Below are 20,273 nucleotides of genomic sequence, written 5' to 3'. Positions count from 1 at the left end.
GATGATGGTTTTACCATCCCCCAGAGGCACCGCCGCCGCCGAATCCGCCGCCGCCGAATCCGCCGCCGAATCCGCCGCCGAATCCTCCGCTACCGCCAAAGCCTCCGCTTGACCCGCTGGATCGGCCCATGTTGCTTAAGATGATCATGTCCCAAGGACTTAAACCTCTACGTCTTCCGCCCGAGCCATTGTTGCCGCCTTTCCTACTCCAAAGGATAAAGAGGATAACGATGAAAATGATAAACGGTAATACCGATGAAAAAGGAAACCCTTCACTACTGTCAAAGGTTCTGTCTTCTTGAAATTCACCAGTGAGCACCTGAAAAATAGCATCGGAACCTTTGTCAAGTCCTGCATAGTAATCACCTGTTCTAAATTCAGGTAATATGATATTTTCAATGATGCGCTTAGAAAGTGCATCGGTCAATGAACCTTCAACACCGTAACCTGTATTTATAGCTATTTTTCTATCTTCTTTTGCGAGAATAATTAATATACCATTGTCCTTTCCTTTCTGCCCTATTCCCCATTTTTGTCCCCATTGCGCTCCCAGATAATTAATGTTCTCTCCTTGAGTACTTGCAATGATGGTAACAACAATTTGGGTCGAGGTGCTATCGGAATAGCGAACCAGTTTCTGGCTAAGGGTCTGTTTTTGTTGCTCGCTTAATAAAGAAACATAGTCGTAGACACTGGTTTGCAGGGTCGGTTTTTCAGGGATTTCAAATTGACTCCAAACTGGTTTGCACCAAAGTAGAAGAAAAAGAAGGCTAACCTTTAGATATCTCATTGCTTAATTCATTGGTGTCGTCAGATTGCCAAGGGAAATGACTGTTCAATTCAGTGCGGGCCATTAAGATTCCTGCCACGAGACCATCTTTGTAACTTCCTTTTTTAAAATGCTCTTGAATGACGTCTTTGGTACTTTTCCAAAAATTGGGTGGTACTACCCTGTTTATCCCATTGTCGCCACAGATAACAAATTTTCTATCGTTTACGGCAACATAAATTAATACGCCGTTTTCATGTTTGGTGTTGTCCATCTTCAAAAGATGGAACACTTCTTGGGCACGTTCGTAATGATCTAGCTTGCTATGCGCTTCAAGATGTACCCTTATTTCACCCGAAGTATTTTTTTCAGCTTTCAGGATGGCATCGACTATTTCTTGCTCTTCCTGTGCGGTTAAAAAATCTTCTACTTTTGACATGGGCCGATTAATCAAATTTAAAGTTCACGTCAGGGGCATTTTCAGAACCTGCATCGGCTTTGTAATAGGCCAATTCATCAAAATTGAAAATACCTGCCAAAATGGAGTTCGGAAACTTTTTTATATGTAGATTATAGGGTTCTACGGTAGCGTTAAAACGATCCCTCGCCACATTGATCCTATTTTCTGTGCCTTCTAATTGTGATTGTAATTCAAGAAAATTTTGATTCGCCTTTAAATCGGGATAACGCTCTACGGTAACCAATAGTTTACTTAATGCACTGCTCAAACCACTTTGTGCCTGGTTGAACTGAGCTAACTGTTCTGGTGTAATATTAGAGGGATCGATACTCACAGAAGTGGCTTTTGCCCTCGCCTCGATAACATCCGTTAAGGTGCCTCTTTCAAAATCTGCTGCGCCCTGCACGGTCTTCACTAAATTACCGATAAGATCATTCCTACGTTGGTAGGCACTTTCTACATTGGCCCATGTTTTAGTGGATGTTTCTTTTAGGGCAATTGCCGTATTGTTGAAGTTTTTACCCCATTGGTATAGTCCGAGCGCTATTACCGCTATTACAATAAGCGCAATAATTCCTTTTTTCATGATAGTGTTATTATAATTGGTCTTTTATTTTAATCAGTTCAGCTTTTACCCGCTCCAATTTTTGGATAATATCAAAATTAGACAAGGTTTTTTGTTTTTCCTCCTTCAAATGAATTTTTGCACCTTCTAGCGTAAATCCACGTTCTTTTACCAAATGGTAGATCAACTGAAGGTTTTTAATATCCTGAGGGGTGAACTTTCGATTACCCTTCGCATTCTTTTTAGGCTGTAGTACATCAAATTCCTTTTCCCAAAAACGAATTAAAGAGGCATTGACCCCAAATGCATTGGCCACTTCGCCAATACCATAATATCTTTTTTCTGGGAGTTCTACTTGCATTAATCCAATGATTGGTTTTCTTGATTAGCGAATTTCAACATATTCTCAAATTCTTCGGGAGATAAACTTCCGTAGTAGAAATTAATGGGGTTAATCCGATCAGAATCTTTCCAAACTTCATAATGTAGGTGGGGGGCTTCTGATCGGCCTGTGCTTCCGACGAATCCTATAAGATCGCCCCGTTTTACTTTTTGACCAGGTCTTACGTTGTACTGGCTCAAGTGGCCGTACAGGCTCAAATAACCATAACCGTGTTCGATACGAATATGCTTACCATACCCCGATGAATTATTATCGGCTCGGGTTACGGTTCCATTACCGGTGGCATAAACAGGCGTGCCTTTGGGAGCGGTAAAATCCATGCCATAATGCATTTTTCGTGCTTTTGTAAATGGATCAGACCTCCAACCGTAACCGGAAGCCATACGGGTCAGGTCCTCGTTGTTTATGGGTTGTATGGCCGGTATTGACATAAGTAGTTTTTCCTTTTCTTCTGCCAGCTTGGTAATCTCGTCCAAAGACTTGGACTGAATTGCCATTTGTTTCTTTATAATGTCCAACCGTTTTGTTGTGGAGATGATCATTTCGGAATTATTGAAGCCTTCTAACGATTTATACCGGTTAATGCCGCCAAAACCAGCGCGACGTTGCTCATCGGGAATAGGGTTCGCCTCAAAATATAGCCTGTAAATATTGTTGTCACGCTCTTCAATATTGCCAAGAACATCTTCTATTTGTTCCATTTTTTTATTCAGCAATTCGTATTGGAGTTCATAGTTTTTAACCTCACGAGCCAATGAAAGTTCCCTTGGTGTATTGATAAGGTTTGTGTTTAAAAGGAGAATCAATGCTAAAAATCCAAACAGGCAAGCTCCCAAAATAAAGAAGGCAATATTTCTATAGCGCTTAGATTTTTGAGGTTCTATTTTGCGGTAGGACAAAGTGTCCGGGTCGTAATAGTATTTTACCTTAGACATGAATGTAATTTATCCTATTTTTGTGGTTTAATTTTAACAGAACAAACAAATATAAAAATTGTTTTATAGAAACGGTTAAAATTTGTAAAAGCTTAGCATTTTAGATGAATTCCAAGGATACACGTAGTCAATTTCTTAATTTTTTTAAGGGTAAGGAACATAAGGTCGTACGTTCTGCACCCATGGTCATAAAAGATGACCCGACCCTGCTTTTCACCAATGCGGGAATGAACCAGTTCAAGGAATATTTTTTAGGTATTTCCCAACCTAAAAATGCCAGGGTCGTTGATACGCAAAAATGTCTTAGGGTAAGTGGTAAGCACAATGACTTGGAAGAAGTAGGTAAAGATACCTATCACCATACGATGTTCGAAATGCTGGGCAACTGGAGTTTTGGCGATTATTTTAAGGAAGAGGCCATTTCTTGGGCTTGGGAGTTTTTGACCAAAGAATGTAAAATAGATAAGGAAAGTTTGTATGTTTCAGTGTTCGAGGGAAGTAAAGATTCCGATCAGCTTGAAATGGATAACGAAGCTTTTGAACTTTGGAAAAAGATAGTGCCCGAGAGCCGTATTATTTTAGGGAATAAAAAGGATAACTTTTGGGAGATGGGCGATCAAGGTCCCTGTGGTCCCTGTTCGGAGATCCACGTGGATATACGCTCTAAAGAAGAGAAAGCGAAGGTATCGGGTGCTAGCTTGGTGAACCAAGACCATCCGCAGGTGGTAGAAATTTGGAACCTGGTGTTCATGCAGTACAACCGTAAGGCCGATGGGTCTTTAGAAAGTCTCCCTGCCAAGCATGTAGATACCGGTATGGGTTTTGAGCGACTTTGTATGGTATTGCAAGGTGTACAATCCAATTACGACACCGATATATTCACCCCGCTGATCCGTGAAATAGAAACTATAACGAATTCAGAATACGGTAAAACAGAGGAAGTCGATATTGCCATCCGTGTAATTTCTGATCATATTAGGGCGGTGTCGTTCTCTATTGCCGATGGACAATTACCTAGCAATACGGGAGCGGGTTATGTAATTCGAAGGATTCTGAGAAGGGCCGTTCGATATGGTTTTACCTTTTTGAATACGAAAGAACCATTTATGTTCAGGTTGGTCGATGTTCTTACCAAAACCATGGGCGACGCTTATCCAGAATTAAAAGAGCAGAAGCAATTGATCGAAAATGTAATCAAGGAAGAGGAACATTCTTTTTTAAAGACATTGGATCAAGGTTTGGTGCTTTTAGATTCTATTTTAGATAACACCAAAGGCAAGACTGTAAATGGGGAACAAGCGTTCGAATTATACGATACTTTTGGCTTTCCTATAGATTTGACGGCCTTGATATTGGGTGAAAAAGGCTATGAATTGGATGAGGCTGGTTTTAATGCGGCCATGCAGCAACAGAAGAAAAGATCTAAGTCGGCATCAGAAATCTCAAAAGAAGATTGGGTAATTTTACAAACTGATTATGAACAAGAATTTGTCGGGTATGATACTCTGGAGGCCGAAGTAAGAATCACGAAATACCGCAAAATCGTTTCTAAAAAAGAAGGAACACAATTTCAGTTGGTCTTTAACCTTACTCCTTTCTATGCGGAAGGAGGCGGTCAGGTGGGGGATAAGGGTTACTTGGAAGACGTACACGGTGATGTGGTCTATATCTTGAATACCAAAAGGGAAAACAACGAAATCGTCCACTTTACCAAAAACCTGCCCGAGCATTTACAGGAAAGCTTTAAAGCTGTTGTTGACCATAAACAACGTCAACGTACCGAAGCCAACCATACCGCTACGCACTTACTGCATCAGGCACTACGGGAGGTCTTAGGGAAACATGTAGAGCAAAAGGGTTCTTCCGTACATTCGAAATATTTAAGGTTCGATTTTTCCCATTTTGCAAAACTGACCCAAGATGAACTAAACGCCGTAGAAAATTTTGTAAACGCGAGAATAGACGGGCAGTTACCGTTGAAAGAACAGCGTAATGTTCCCATGAAAGAAGCCGTTGAGGCGGGTGCGATGGCACTTTTCGGCGAAAAATACGGTGATGCGGTACGTACCATTAGGTTTGGCCAGTCGATAGAACTTTGTGGAGGTACCCATGTTAAGAACACCTCTGAAATATGGCAGTTCAAGATTATTTCTGAAGGAGCTGTGGCTGCAGGCATACGACGTATAGAAGCGATTACGGGTGATGCGGTTAAGGATTTTTATTCGGAAAATGAACAATTACTGTCCAGTATCAAGCAAGTTTTGGGTAATAGCCAAGATCCTCTCAAAGCGTTGACAAGTCTCCAAGAAGAAAACGGTGGACTCAAAAAACAGGTTGCTGAATTGTTGAAGGATAAAGCGATGAACCTTAAAGGGGACCTGTTGAAAGAATTACAGGTCATAGACGGCATACACTTTTTAGCAAAAAAGATAGATTTGGATGCCGCAGGAATCAAAGACTTGTCCTTTGAAATGGGCCAAAACAGAAACGATCTTTTTCTTTTGTTCGCGGCCGAACACGATGGAAAAGCACTACTTTCTTGCTATATTTCTAAAGAAGTGGTAGCTGCCAAAGACTTAAACGCAGGTGGTATTGTACGTGAGCTTGGTACGTATATTCAAGGTGGCGGTGGTGGCCAACCTTTCTTTGCAACGGCTGGGGGTAAAAATCCGGCGGGCATAGAAGAGGCGCTCCAAAAAGCAAAATCCTTTCTAGGCTAAGCTATCAAATAGTCAAAATCATTTCTTTGGAGGAGTTCCAAAGGAGAATTAAAAAGCTTACATTATGAAAAAGTACATTCTCCTATTACTACTTGTAGCAGCCTGCAATTCCCCAAAACGCGATCAAGAAAAGTCTAGTGATATCTCCGCCGAATCGATGTTGACAAAGCAGGATTCTCTGAGGTTGAAAGTATTTATCAGCGAAGCGTTAAAAGCTCCGCTGCATTCAATGGAACATCAACAAATGTTAGATTCGGCCTTATCCATTCAACCAACGAACGCGTGGCTTTGGCAACAAAAAGCAATGCCATTGTTCAAGACTCGAAAGTATCAATTGGGGAAACCTTTTTTAGCGAAAGCGGTGGAGAATGATCCTCAAAAATACTTGGATTACAGTGCTTTTATGAAATGTATTTTTTCCAAAGATTATATTAAATCTATCACTGAATTTGTTCAGGCAAAGAATGATTATGGAGATGGTTATGTGATGGATCATACCTATAATTTTTACATAGGATTGAACTATTTACAGCTTAATGAATTCGAGAGGGCGAAAGAGTTCTTATTGTTGAGCAAAGAGCAGCAATTCGCCGATTTTCCAAAGGATCCCCCACAGGAAGCCTGTCATTATTTGGATTGGTATTATTTGGGTGTAGCTGATTTTGAACTGGGAAATTACCAAGACGCAATTGATTCTTTTGATATGTCTTTAAAAGGATATGATTTATTTGCCGATGCCCTGTATTTTAAAGGTAGAAGTATGACCAAGTTGGGTCATTTAGAAGAGGGAGCAGAGTTTGAAAAGTTAGCCTTTGAAAATGGACAAAACTCGATTAACGAGGATAATGCCATTTATGAAATCTATCCTTATCAAGTATTTCATAAATTGAACGAAAGTGTGCGTCCAAAATGAAACTTCAGATCCAAGTACCCCTTACAAAAGCTGAACTTCAAATCGATTATGATAGTCGGTTGTTACTTTTAGGTTCTTGCTTTTCTGAAAATATCGGTGCGAAGTTCGATTATTATAAGTTTCAGGTTTTACGTAATCCTTTCGGGATTCTTTTTCATCCACATGCGATAGAAAATCTAATTACGAGGGCCATCCATCAACAAGAATATACGGAAGAAGAAGTTTTCTATTTAAATGAGCGATGGCATTGTTTTGACGCTCATTCTGATGTGAGTAGCGCGTCACAGGAACAATTGGTCGATACGTTAAATAAAGCACTACAAGATACTCTGGAGTCTTTACGGCACTCGACCCATGTCATTATAACCTTGGGAACGGCCTGGGTTTATCGTCATCAAAAAAGTGGCAAGGCGGTTGCGAATTGTCATAAAGTACCGCAAACGACTTTTAGTAAAGAATTACTGGGTGTAGAAGAAATTGAAGCAAGCTTAAAAACGATGCGATCTCTGCTACATTCTGTAAATGCTAGTGCGCAAGTAATTTTCACTGTTTCGCCTGTCCGTCATTTAAAAGACGGCTTTGTAAAAAACCAATGGAGCAAGGCGAATTTAATTAGCGCTATACATCGTAACCTTACGTTTTCCGTCGAAACACAAGGTGCATCTCCTTCAGAGGTTAAGGGAGTCTATTTTCCGTCTTATGAAATCATGATGGACGAATTGCGTGATTACCGTTTTTACGCTTCAGATATGATTCACCCAAGTGAAACGGCTATCGCTTATATCTGGGAAAGATTTAGGCAATCACATATTTCCGAAAGTACGTATGAACTAATGGGTGAAGTGGACGCCGTTCAAAAAGGATTGGTACATAGGCCTTTCAACGAAGAATCTCAAAGCCATCAATTGTTTTTGAGAAAGTTAGGAAATAAGATAGAAGAACTACAGAAAAGGCATCCTGCTATCAAGTTCGATTAAAAATACGTCAATTGCCCTATTTTCTTGTGTACTCTTTTTAATGAGTTTTGTGTAAATCATAAAACTTAATCTAAATGAAAATCAACTTTAAATTAATTTGGAGTGTTCTTTTTTTTATCGGTTTTACCTCTCACGCACAGCAATTAGGAGATTTTAATCCAAAGGATGCCACCTTTGGTCTAGGGAAATTGAAAGCGAGCAATAAACGGATCTACATTTCCAATTTTTCCATTAACTATCAGTTATTCAATGAAAAGGAAAAAACGAAAAAGGGAGGTGCCTTGTTCAGGGATAGAGGTGTTAGGGGTGACGCAACGGCAGAATTAATGGTAGGATTAGGAAATCTTACCGAAGCTGACTTCCAGACTATTGCAGACAACCTTTATCAAGGCTTTGTGGCCGACCTTAAAAGTAAAGGTTTCGAAATCATACCGGTAGACACCGCCGGAAAAACAGAGACCTATAGTGGCTGGTTAAAGGACGCCGGGCCCAAGGTAGAACTTTCGGCAATGCCAGGTATGATCATCGCCTACCCAGAAGGCTATTCTTTTTACTATGAGGAAAAGTCTAAAGTGGGCAAGTTTTTTGGGGAAAAATTTTCTGCAATGGATAAAACACCTCAAAATCTTTCCAAAGATCTTGACGATGCCATTGTCGTAGATGTTGATTTATATGTTTTTTTCATGAAAGATCTATATGCTTTTCAAGGTAATACGGCCAACATCAAAATCAAGACTCGATTAAGTTTAGTGTCCAATGAGGCGGTTTCTGCAAAAAGCGATGATAAAGGTTTGATGTTCAGAAAAAAAGTCGAGTATGCGACTGGCGCTAATAGCATTTATTTTGTTGCTGGCAAATATAATATTGGGGGTAGTCCAGAGTCCACATATACGGGTACCTTAAAAAAGGATTTCACCATTGGCGGGGTATTAGACGAAAAGAAAATCCAAAGTTATGCGCAAGGAGAGGTAGATGTTATTGGGACCTCCAATTATTTTGGAAAGACGTATAGAGCAGAAAACAGAACCTCTTCAAAAACCTCTATCATAGACGTGGACACTGAAAAATACATCGAAGGCGTCACGGCAGCGGGTAAAAAATTCTTGGAATATCATTTAAATGAATTTAGTAAGGCATTGAAATAATTTTCATTGGTTTTTTTTTGGTTAAAGTTCGCACTGCCGAAGATGTTGAAAGTCTTCGGCTTTTTTAAATTTAAGTACTTTTTGATGCGATTGCCTTGGTTCGTAGTTAGAGGGTACAATCATCGTTACTTTAGGCATGTTTTCGGTCTTTTAAAATTGGGAAATCAATTTATCTTAAGGAAACTAGTACCAAGGTAAAATTGTATCCACAAGAAATGAAAGACATGAAGGGCTAAATTGAGAGACGGCTAACCTGTATGAAACTTTATAATTTTAATACGTAGAATATAGATGAGGTTTTTCATGTGGTTAATTTCAAGTAATTTATGCCCGTTTAAACGTATGGTCCCATGAGAGGAATTTTTTGGTTCTATTTTATATTTTGTTCTCTTGGGGTTCATTCTCAAAAATCAGAATTAGATAGCTTGTTAAAAGTAGCTAGATTGTCGCAGAACGATTCGCTTCAAATAGAAGCTTTAAATGCTATTGCGTTTAGATATATTTTTAGTGACGCACCAAAAGCTCAAGCCGTTATCGAAGAGGGAGAGCGTATTGCCTATCGAAACAAATTCTACTTCGGGATAGCCCAAATGACAAATACCCATGGTATTTATATGGATGTTATTGGTAAATCAGATTCTGCAAACTATTATTTTTCAAAAGCCCTAAAACTAAGTAGGGAAAAGAGAATTCCGCTTATAGAAGCAAAATGCTTGAATAATTTGGGAATGTTCCATTGGAACCGCTCTAACTATAAAAAAGCCTTGGCTTATTTTTTTGATTCTTTAAAAATGAACGAAGATTTGGGGAATCAAAAGGCAACGGCTACCCCTTTGAATAATATCGGCTTGATCTATCAAGAGATGAACATGTACGAAGATGCTCTCGAATACCATCGAAAATCATTGGACCTACGGGAAAAATATGAACTGCAAAGGGAGCAAGTAGCCTCATTGAACAATATTGGTATTTGCCTTAAAAGCCTAGGTGAGTTGGATCAGGCGATAGAGATTTTGAATAGGGGGATTCAATTGGCGAAGTCTTCTGGAAATTATTTGGACTTCTATAAATTGTACGACACTCTTGGTAATGTCTATAGCCTAAAGGGAGATTTGACAAATGCGTTGAACTCTTATTTATCTGCGCTGAATACGAAGGAAGGAAATCATGATGACAGTAGAGGTAAATTAAGCGCCAATAATAATATCGTGGCCTTGTATAATAAAATGCAAGAACCCCAAAAAGCCTTGCAATATGCCGAAGAAGGTCTAAGGATTTTAGAGAAAAACCCAAACCTTGAGACCTACGCCATAGATATCCATTTGAATAGGGCTGAAAGTCTGTTCATGCTCGATCGCGACGATATTGCAAGAAAATCCTTGGAAAAGTACGTTGCGCTGCAAGATTCTTTGTTCTCGGAGAGTAATGCCAAGGCATTGGCAGAATTGGAAACCAAATATGAAACGGCCAAGAAAGAAAAGGAGTTGTTCGAGCAACGCGAGCAATTGGCGAAAAGGGCGTTGGAAATCAAAAGGAAGAATACTATGATTTATGGTTCTTTGGCTCTAGCTTTTTTATTAGGTCTTATTGGCTATTTGTTTTACGGGCAGCAGCTTCTTAAAAACACTCAATTACTAAAGGAGGCCCAATTGAAGACCGCCTTATTGCGTATAGAAACCCAAAATCAACTACAGGAACAACGTTTACATATCTCAAGGGATTTGCATGATAGTATTGGAAGCAATTTAACTTTTATAATTTCCACCATCGACACCTTGGGTTACGGGTTTAGAAATGGTGATAAAGAAATAAAGGCACAATTAAGTCGATTAAGCAAATTCGCAAAGAATACCATCAATGAGTTGAGGGATACTATCTGGGCAATGAACAAGGAATCTATAAGTTTCGAAGATTTACATTATCGAATAATCTCGTTCATCAGTCAGGCCGATACCTCTTCAAAAGATATCAATTTTGAGTTTGTGTTCGACACCGTTATTGATCAAAACCACTTTTTTACCGCCAATGAAGGAATCCATATTTACCGCATAATTCAGGAGTCTGTAACCAATGCTTTAAAATATGCATTCTCGAAGGATGACGAGGAATTTAAAAAGATAACCGTTCATATATATCAGACCCGTGATTTTTTTCATATTCAAATTGAGGATACTGGATCTGGCTTTGACCAAAAACATGTGCTTTTGGGAAATGGTATTAACAACATGCACAAAAGGGCACAAGAGATTGACGGTAAATTGGAAATCAATGCTGATGAACAAAAAGGTACCATTGTGAATTTAAAATTACCTGTACGTTATGGAAAGAGAAATTAGATTGGCACTAGTAGATGATAATTCATTTCTGATTAAGGCCATAACGGATAAATTATCTTTTTTTCACAATATTCGTGTCAAATGGACCGCGGATGGTGGTTCAAATTGTTTGAAAAAGTTAGAGGTAGATTCTCGTTTGGACATGATTTTAATGGATGTGGAAATGCCCATTTTGAATGGTATTGAAACGACCGAAATCGTTAAGAATAAATACCCTCAAATTAAGATTGTGATGTTAACTGTTTTTGATAATGATGAACATATTTTCAATGCGATAAAGGCGGGTGCAGATGGTTACTTGCTGAAGGATATTGATCCTGAAAGTTTAATGAGGGGAATTCACGAAACCATGACAGGAGGCGCTGCAATGACGCCTACCATCGCACTTAAGGCGCTGAGGTTATTGAGAAATCCTTTGGGAACAAAGTACTTTCTAAATGAAGAAATTGTAGCACTTACGAAAAGGGAAGAAGAGGTTTTAGAGCAATTGAGCAGTGGGTTGAGTTATACTAAAATTGCCGATAATCTACATGTATCACCAAGTACGGTACGTAAGCACATCGAACATATCTATTCGAAACTTCATGTACACAATAAATTGGAGGCTGTAGAAAAGGCCAAACGAATCAATTTGATTTGATAAAAGATTCAATACTTTTGAGCATCACATTAGCTTTTTAAAGAGACAATGTATTGAACTGAGTATTATGAAAAAATTTATAGCAGGTGTTCTTATTACTTTGGCTTTTGTCTTTATCGTACGTTCTTGTACGGCCGATAAGAAAGACAAATCCATTCTTCAAGAAAACTCTATGCTCATTCAGCAGGAAATTGCGAATGTTTCTAAATTGATAGTTACCGAAGGGCACTTTTCAGAAGTCTATAATTATAAAGATTCCAAAGAACTGTTCGGGCAATTACTGCGTGCCGAAAAGAAGGCCTTGGTGGTTGTAAATGCAGATGTGACCGTGGCCTTTGATTTAAGTGAAATCGATTTTGAAATTGATGAAGAAGCCAAAACGTTACGAATAAAAAGCATACCTGAACCTGAAATAAAACTAAATCCGGATTTTGAATATTATGATGTCACGGCTGATTATCTTAACCAGTTCGATGAGGCAGATTATAATAAAATAAAAAAGACCGTGACGAATTCGTTGATGAAAAAAGTGGAGGCATCTTCTTTACGTTCCAACGCCGAGAATAGGTTGGTCAGTGAACTGCAAAAGTTTTACATTCTTACTAATTCTCTGGGCTGGCAGTTAACTTACGCCGGCCATAAAATACATAATGCGAGTGAATTACAAAAATTGGATTCACTATTGCCATGACTACCAATCTGGGAATTGTTCCTTGTAGATTCGTTCTTTTTTAAACCGAAATTAGAGTTGATTAACCAATTTGACGAAAGGACTTATTAATTCAAATCCTATGAAATGTAGGAATTACCACATGTTTTAATCTGTTCACAACAAAACTTATTTTTTATATGTAAAATCTTACATTTTTGAAATGTCAATTTTTGACAACCTTAAAAATGTATAGAATTTGCCTTCTCTCCAATAGCTGTTTTGTTTAAAACTTGCGATGATTATTACATCAAGTTTTATAGCATTCTTGGATTAGGGTTAAAGCCTTTTTGTAATCAAACAGCAAATGAAAAAAATAGCAGTAATCATACTAGGTTTGTTTTCCTTAATTGCCGGTGCACAAACCTTAACTATTGAAAATGGAGGTGAAACAGGTACTTCCGGTACTAACTGGACTACAACAGGTACTAACCCGGTTACGATTTCAGCAACGGGTAATGCCAGTATTAATACTTCTGTTATTGAAGGATATTTGAATACAGGTGTGAGCGTTTTGGTGCGTTCCACCGATGGTATGATTGCTCAGACAGGGGACATTGAAAAAACCGCTGGAGCCGATGCAACGCTTACGATTCGGTCAGAGGGATCTGGTAGAATAAATAATACGGCTAATTATATTTCTACTTCAGGCAAATTAAATCTTGTTTTTTGGTCAGATTATAATAATACAAATGGAGGAGGAAGTACTTTTAACTCTAATGTTTCAAGTATTGATACTAATGGAGGTCACTTCTGGGCGGGAGGTAGCTCATCGCCTGCGGGGACGGCTACTTGGAATGGTTTAACCGTTGGTAATGGACCAAGTGTAGATGCTTCAAGCTCAAACCAAAATGCGCTTGATTTTCATTCTGTAGTTTTAAATACAGGAGGTGGCGATGCATTGTTCTGGGCCGGTAATGGCACGGGCGCTGGTTTGGCGGGTATCGAAACTCACACTTCCTCAACGATTAGTACAGGTAGCGGTGATATTATTCTAATTTCGGATGATTTTGATGCTGTAGGGGCACTTACACTGAATACTACGGGGCAATTGGTTCTGGCACCAAATGGCGGGAGTTATTCAGCAACTATTACTTGGCAACATGGTGGGGGTACTAACCTTGATATGAGTAGTACATTTGATGATATTACTATCAATAATATTGCCAGTGTTTCCGGGTTAAGCTTAGGCTTTTATGACGGTATGAGTGGGGTAACCATAGATAACAGCTCTAATGTGACTATGGCAAGTGCCACCACCATAGCCGGTCCTATTACCGTTTATGGGGGTAATATTGCGGTAAATGAAAACCTGAACACCGCAGCAGGTACTGCTGCTGGTGATATTTCACTTAGAGGAACAGGTAATATTGCTTTAGCAAACAGTAAGTCGATAACCACCAATGGTGGCGATGTTACCTTTTGGGCAGATAGCGATGCAAATGGCGGTTTTATTACAATAAACGCAGGTACTACCATAACTACCCAAGGCGGTAATTTGGTTTTGGCAGGCGGCCTAGATGATGGAGCGAATGGGGGAGTAGGCAATGATGGTATTCCAGATGGCTACGCATGGCGAAAGACAAGTGACCCTGATTTTGGTGGGTTATCTATTGGTGAGGGCACAATATCCGGGCCTGCATTGATAAGTCTACTATCAAACGGAGGGGATATTTTGCTACGAGGAAAAACGAGTGATGCTTCGGGTCACCCCGGTTTATTAACGCAGGAAAATTTAGTGATTGATTCTGGAAGTGGTACAATCTCGATTATCGGTACCTCAGAAACTGGGAATGGTGTTGAACTGGGTTTTGCTGCTACTACTCAAAATATAGCATTTCGATCGGCCAGTAATGCTGAAAACGCAATTTCTATAGATGGTTCAACTACGGCATCAGGTAAAGGGGGGGTTATTCACCTAGGTAATGGTAGCTCACTTATACAGTCAGAGGGAACGGGTGGAATACGTATCGCTGGTACTTCAACGCTACACGAAGGTATTGTTTTGGACAATATGCAAATACTATCAGCAAATGGTAAGATTGATGTAATAGGTACAGGCGTTAATGGGGGTCAATTATTACGAAATACGGATTTAGGTTTACGTTCGTCCGCAACAGCTATTCAAGGTATTACGCCTTTGGCGGTGTCTTCTGCTAATATTGATTTAATAGCCAACAGTATTCAATTTCTTACAGCTTCAAATACAATTGCTTCCACAGGTTCGTTAAACATATTGCCTAGTGGAGATGGCTTTACTGCTCCTTTAACATTAGGAAGCCTTTTTGACCCAGCCTCTACCTTAACTGGACTAGAAGTGGGTAAAAATCATAATACGGCGGCAAATGTTACTCTAGATAAAGCTATCAACATCGCCGGCCCGATTACGGTTTATGGTGGAGAGATAAACATCGATGCCAACCTAATCTCTAATGCGACTACAGGTACTGGAATTACCATCGAAGGCCAGCGCATCCTTCAAGATGATGGAATAGATGTGACCACTTCAGGCGCGGATATCAGCTATACGGCATCTGCTATAACGACCGGATCGGTATTAGCAATCACTGGAAGTGGTGTCAACCGAGCTATTGTCAATGCAAACGGTGGAAATATTAATATAAACGCGAGCTATGCGGGCACATCATCTAGCGGAAGGGTTATTGCTTTTAATAGTGCTGATCTAATTACAACGGGCAGTGGAGTAATCAGCCTGACGGGAGATGCTACGAACAGTAGCAATACAACCATCTCTGCTTGGGGTATGCAACCGAATGATGCAAGAATTATCACCGATTCGGGTGATATTACATTGACCATGACGGGTGGTGCTGCCAGTAATAATTCAAGAGGCTTGGCCTTGGATGATAATAGCATGCAGTTACTGTCTGCATCGGGCACCATTACCATTCGTGACCTTGAGCCAGCAGGTCTAACAGGGGTCTATACGGGTTTATACCTACGACCTAATGCGGCTAACACCATTTTGTTCGGCGCCAATGGCGCGGAGGTAGCTAGCAGTAGTTCGGATATTGTCATTGAGGCTAACCGTGCGACTTTTGATGTGCAGCCCACACGATTTAACATAAGTGGAACGCTAACCATTCGTCCAGTAGGGGCTATTTTTGGTACGGGTATCAGTACAGCTAACGTGAATGTGGAAAGTACCGCTACAGGCATCACCCTAGGTAAGCCGGGAAACAGCAGTGCCTTGACCTTGGCACGGGCTGCAACAATTAACGGATCTATTAAAGTCTATGGCGGTGATATTGCTATTAACGAAAACTTGACTACCACCGCAGGTGGTGCCGATGGTGATATTTTACTGAAAGCTTCAGGAAATATCGTTCAAGCGGCGGGTAAATCTATTACAACTAGTGGGGCGGATATTACCCTGTGGTCGAACAGTGATGATGAGACTACTAATGGTGGCTATATCTATCTTCAAGATAATACATCATTAGATACAAGAACTTCATCTGATAGAACTGCAAATGATGGAACAGCAAACGACACATCTGGCGGAGCCATTACATTAGGTGGAGGAAGCGGAACCACCGTACCTACAGGATATGCCTTAAATAATGCGAATTCCTTTAGAGGGGGTATAAACCTAGGAACTGAGAGCGGAATCGGTGCTAGACACGATAGTAATATTACTATTATTTCAGGTGGAGGAAATATTTCGCTCAAAGGCAGACAAACATCTGTATTTAACGGTGATGCGGCAGGTATAAATGCTTATGAAGGTTTTATCCTTGATGCAGGCCAAACAGGAAATATAGCTTTAGAAGGTAATGTTAGCGGTTCTGATGCGTCAATTTCAGATGGTATGAATCTTGGAAATTATGCAACAACTGCAGGAGGGACAGCTTCATCTATAAGAACAGTAGATGGAGATATAACGTTAACTGGAAGTGCCTCAGATGCAACAGCTCAAAGTAGAGGTTTAACCTTAGCTGGAGGAGGCGCAGGATTGTTTATCCAAAGTACCGGTACAGGTAATATTAATCTCTTAGGTACTCCTGGCGGTACGGGTACGCAATATAATATTCTACTAATAGGAGCAAATATACTAGCAAATAGCGGAGATATTAATTTAACTGGTGCAAGTACAGGAAAGATTTTTAACGCTAATTTTGGTTCAACAATAGGGTATAAATCAGGTTCTGAGGTTAGCAGCTCTACGAGTGATATAACGGTTACCGGAGACGATTTTGACTTAAGTTCTGGATTTAACTTTAATACAGCAGGAACGTTAGCAATTGAATCGTTCGGAAATTCATTTACAAATACTTTCGATACTTCTCAATTGACCTATTCTTCAGATTTAACCGGTCTTACTATAGGGAAATCAACGAATACCTCAACTGTAATTGTTGGTTCTACAACAAGTATTGCTGGCCCGATTACGATATATGGAGGCGATATAGCCATTAACCAAGCCTTGACAGCTTCATCAAACAACACCATCAGCCTAAACGCTTCGAGCAATGTGACACAAAGTGCGGCCATTACGGCCGACAATTTGGCACTGTTCGGTACGGGCAGCTTTACCCTTCAGAACAGCAGTAATAATATTGATGTGCTGGCCGGTGGCGATGCAACTAAACGTCTTGGTTATATCGCCTACCGCGATGCGGATGCGCTTGAAATTGGCACGGTAAACCCAACAGGAATTTTCTCTACAGGTACTGTTTTGGTGGAAACGGAAACCGGAAACCTTACGCTTTCTGAAAGTGTTAATACCACTTCGACTTCAGATGATGCTATCATCTTGAATGCAGGTAGAGCTTCCTCAGCTGGTACGGCAACGGGCGGTGATATCATCGTATCTGGAACCCCAACCCTTACCACAGGAGCTGGCGGTATAGCAAAACTGTTTAGTGGTTCTAATACTAACAGTACAGGTTTAACCTCTTTGGTTGGTGGTACTGGCAGCGCTAGGTATAATTTAGATGAAACGTCCAACCTAAGTGGTGAGAACCTAAGTGGTAATAATGCGTATGCGATATATAGAGAAGAGGCGAATATACCGCCCACGGTAACCTCTACGGCAATCACATCAGGAACAGCGCAATCACTTTATTACTATGATATTAAAGCATCAGATGCCGATAACGATGTAATAACTTGGACGGCAAACACCGTTCCGGCTTGGTTGACCTTTACCAGTGGCACACTGCAAACCAGTTTTGTAGGTACTGGTGCAACGCCAACCAATACAGGGGATGGGGTGAATCAGTCGCCGGATGGGACCAGTGCTTCCAGTGCGGTTATTCAAACAGGCACTGCCGCTCATGGCGATAATAAATTGTTTTTCACCGATACCGAAGAGTATGGAATTCGCTATGTTGATGCGAACGGAAATGTGCAAACCTGGTATCAAGGTGATGGAACGTATACGAATCTAAATCCAGTAGGGATTGCTTATGATGCGGTAAATGACGCAGTTTATGTTGGAGATTATGCCAAGACAGACATCTTGAAAATTGATAATAGGGGTACCCGAACCCTTCTGTCTGATTTGCCAGAAGCGTTTATGCGCAGATTGCTGGTTAACGCTAACGGTACTAAACTGTATGCGTCTGCAAATGGCGGTATTTATGAAATTGACCTTACCAATAGCGACCCCAATACGAACTGGACGCGAGTGGTCGGTACGGGATCAACGGGTTATAGCGATACAGGTACTGCATCAACCTCACAAGTTAATCAACCGCACGGTATGGCTTTTGACAGTGCTGGGCGCTTGGTCTTTACCGACCGGTTTAACGACATCATCCGGCGAGTTGATCTATCGACAGACACCATTGAAACTATAGCGGGTACGCAAGGAGCAGGAACGGAAGCTGGAGATGGCGGACCTGCAGTCAGTGCGACTTTTTCCGACCCATCGGGATTGGTCATTAACGGACAAGATGAAATTTTCATTTCCGAGCGGTTAAGCAAGCGGATAAGAAAAATTGATACCAACGGTGATATTGATACATTTTTTACAGTTTCTGCAGGCGGTTTTGCAGACGACTTGGTAATATCCGATGCGAGTGAGTTGTTTTTATTGACAACTACACTTATTGCCCAGGTAGCAACCAAGGCTGAATTAACCGGTACGCCAACCAACGCTAATGTAGGTGTACACAATGTAGCACTTACACTGAGCGATGGTATAGATAATGTGCCTTATAATTTCCAAATTACGGTTCAAGCGATTAATAATGCTCCAACCGACATTACGCTAGATACTAACAGCATCAACCAGAGTGCTACAGGTGTAGACTCCACGGTAGGTACTTTATCCAGTACTGATGCTGATTCTGGCAATTCTCATACCTATTCACTAGTAGCAGGGACAGGTGACGATGACATTGCTAGTTTTAACATTGATGCCTCAAGCTTAAGAACTAATAACGCACTTTCTCCGGGCAGTTACAGTGTAAGAATCAATACCAATGACGGTACCGATGATTTTTCCAAGGCATTTACCGTTACGGTAATCGACGATACTGCACCTGACGGCTACACGGTAACCATTGATCAGGACCCCATAGATAGTTCAAATCAAACTACGATCGGTTTTACTTTTGCTGGTGCTGAAATAGGTGCGACCTATAATTATAGCTTTAGTAGCGACAATGGGGTGACAACGGTCACAGGATCCGGAACTATAACTTCCGCCACAGACCAAATAACCGCAATCGATCTTAGCGGATTGGCTGACGGTTTAATAACCCTAATCGTTACCCTTACCGATAGTAGTGCTAACGTAGGTACTCCCGTACAAGATTCCGCAACCAAGGATATAGATCAAGACAATGATGGCATTTCTGATGCCAATGACAACTGCCCTTCCATCGCAAACGCAGACCAACTAGATACAGATAATGACGGAGATGGTGATGAATGCGATACCGATGATGACAACGACGGCACACCAGATAGTGAGGATGACTTTCCTTTGAATCCAAATGAAGATACGGATACCGATGGAGATGGAACAGGAGACAATACGGATATGGATGATGATAATGACGGTATACCCGATAGTGAAGACGATTTTCCTTTAGGTGAAGATGCCGCTATTGATACTGATGGTGATGGAATAAGGGACGTTGACGATGACGATGACGACAATGATGGTATTCCCGATAGTGAGGATGCCTTCCCCTTGAATGAAAACGAGGATACCGATACCGATGGAGACGGAACAGGAGATAATTTCGATACGGATGACGACAATGACGGTACACCCGATAGTGAGGATGATTTCCCGTTGGATTCTAATGAAGATACAGATACCGATGGAGATGGAATTGGTAATAACGCCGATGACGATGATGATAATGATGGTATTGAAGATTCTGAAGATACCAATCCTTTAGAAGCTGATGATACTAAAGAAGAAGTTACTGTCGAAAAAACGGTGATACCGGCAGAGGCATTAACCCCAAATGGTGATGGAGTTAACGATACATGGGTTGTTCCTGGTATTGAAAACTACCCTTTTAATGTGGTCAGGATTTTTAACCGTTGGGGTCATCAGGTTTTTGAAACGGTAACCTATAAAAATGATTGGGAAGGATTTCATAAAGGGAATAGGGAGAGATTACCCGCTGGCCCTTATTTATTCATTATCGATTTAGGCGATGGCTCGGCCTCAATACAAGGTTGGGTGTATTTGAATTATTAAAATCAATCAGA

Annotated in this window: 13 protein-coding genes; 8 read left to right on the top strand and 5 right to left on the bottom strand. The window is 40.6% G+C overall.

Going from position 1 to position 20,273, the window contains the following annotated elements; genetic code table 11:
- Window positions 1-10 precede the first annotated feature (10 nt).
- From ACNR9Q_RS00225 to ACNR9Q_RS00205, 5 genes are read right to left on the bottom strand one after another with little or no spacing between them, the layout of a single operon-like run.
- Complete coding sequence (locus tag ACNR9Q_RS00225) at window positions 11-790, bottom strand: TPM domain-containing protein (RefSeq protein ID WP_419212570.1); 780 nt, start codon at window positions 788-790, stop codon at window positions 11-13.
- Window positions 771-1,208, bottom strand: a complete 438-nt coding sequence (locus tag ACNR9Q_RS00220; RefSeq protein WP_419212569.1) for a TPM domain-containing protein — start codon at window positions 1,206-1,208, stop codon at window positions 771-773. The genes ACNR9Q_RS00225 and ACNR9Q_RS00220 overlap by 20 nt, the downstream gene beginning before the upstream one ends.
- Window positions 1,209-1,215: 7 nt before the next feature.
- Window positions 1,216-1,815, bottom strand: a complete 600-nt coding sequence (locus tag ACNR9Q_RS00215; protein ID WP_419212568.1) for a LemA family protein — start codon at window positions 1,813-1,815, stop codon at window positions 1,216-1,218.
- A 10-nt stretch (window positions 1,816-1,825) separates the two neighbouring features.
- On the bottom strand, window positions 1,826-2,155 hold the full coding sequence (locus tag ACNR9Q_RS00210; RefSeq protein WP_419212567.1) for a MerR family transcriptional regulator: 330 nt from the start codon (window positions 2,153-2,155) through the stop codon (window positions 1,826-1,828).
- On the bottom strand, window positions 2,155-3,132 hold the full coding sequence (locus tag ACNR9Q_RS00205; RefSeq protein WP_419212566.1) for a M23 family metallopeptidase: 978 nt from the start codon (window positions 3,130-3,132) through the stop codon (window positions 2,155-2,157). Before ACNR9Q_RS00205 ends, ACNR9Q_RS00210 begins: the two co-directional genes overlap by 1 nt.
- Before the next feature lie 104 nt (window positions 3,133-3,236).
- Between ACNR9Q_RS00205 and alaS the strand changes: the two genes are divergently transcribed.
- The 8 genes from alaS to ACNR9Q_RS00165 all read left to right on the top strand — a co-directional run bounded on the left by alaS (window position 3,237) and on the right by ACNR9Q_RS00165 (window position 20,262).
- The gene (alaS, locus tag ACNR9Q_RS00200) at window positions 3,237-5,852 is read left to right on the top strand and encodes an alanine--tRNA ligase (RefSeq protein WP_419212565.1); all 2,616 of its coding nucleotides are present in this window, start codon (window positions 3,237-3,239) and stop codon (window positions 5,850-5,852) included.
- A 64-nt stretch (window positions 5,853-5,916) separates the two neighbouring features.
- Window positions 5,917-6,765, top strand: coding sequence for a tetratricopeptide repeat protein (locus ACNR9Q_RS00195; RefSeq protein ID WP_419212564.1), 849 nt, complete (start codon window positions 5,917-5,919; stop codon window positions 6,763-6,765).
- A complete protein-coding gene (locus ACNR9Q_RS00190) occupies window positions 6,762-7,742 on the top strand; it encodes a GSCFA domain-containing protein (protein WP_419212563.1) in 981 nt (326 codons plus the stop codon). The genes ACNR9Q_RS00195 and ACNR9Q_RS00190 overlap by 4 nt, the downstream gene beginning before the upstream one ends.
- A gap of 74 nt (window positions 7,743-7,816) precedes the next feature.
- On the top strand, window positions 7,817-8,887 hold the full coding sequence (locus ACNR9Q_RS00185) for a hypothetical protein (protein ID WP_419212562.1): 1,071 nt from the start codon (window positions 7,817-7,819) through the stop codon (window positions 8,885-8,887).
- Window positions 8,888-9,237: 350 nt separating this feature from the next.
- Window positions 9,238-11,223 (top strand): tetratricopeptide repeat protein, encoded by a 1,986-nt coding sequence (locus tag ACNR9Q_RS00180; RefSeq protein ID WP_419212561.1) that lies wholly within the window; start codon window positions 9,238-9,240, stop codon window positions 11,221-11,223.
- Window positions 11,207-11,863: a response regulator gene (locus ACNR9Q_RS00175; RefSeq protein ID WP_419212560.1), complete on the top strand. Its 657-nt coding sequence runs from the start codon at window positions 11,207-11,209 to the stop codon at window positions 11,861-11,863. The genes ACNR9Q_RS00180 and ACNR9Q_RS00175 overlap by 17 nt, the downstream gene beginning before the upstream one ends.
- Before the next feature lie 67 nt (window positions 11,864-11,930).
- Window positions 11,931-12,554 carry a DUF4230 domain-containing protein gene (locus ACNR9Q_RS00170; RefSeq protein WP_419212559.1) on the top strand — a complete coding sequence of 208 codons (624 nt, stop codon included), beginning with the start codon at window positions 11,931-11,933 and terminating at the stop codon, window positions 12,552-12,554.
- Between the two features lie 325 nt (window positions 12,555-12,879).
- Window positions 12,880-20,262 (top strand): gliding motility-associated C-terminal domain-containing protein, encoded by a 7,383-nt coding sequence (locus ACNR9Q_RS00165; RefSeq protein ID WP_419212558.1) that lies wholly within the window; start codon window positions 12,880-12,882, stop codon window positions 20,260-20,262.
- The last annotated feature ends 11 nt before the right edge of the window (window positions 20,263-20,273 follow it).

The organism is Maribacter sp. X9, assembly GCF_048537565.1.
Classification (GTDB): Bacteria; Bacteroidota; Bacteroidia; order Flavobacteriales; family Flavobacteriaceae; genus Maribacter.
This window is presented reverse-complemented; position numbering and strand designations above follow the sequence as displayed.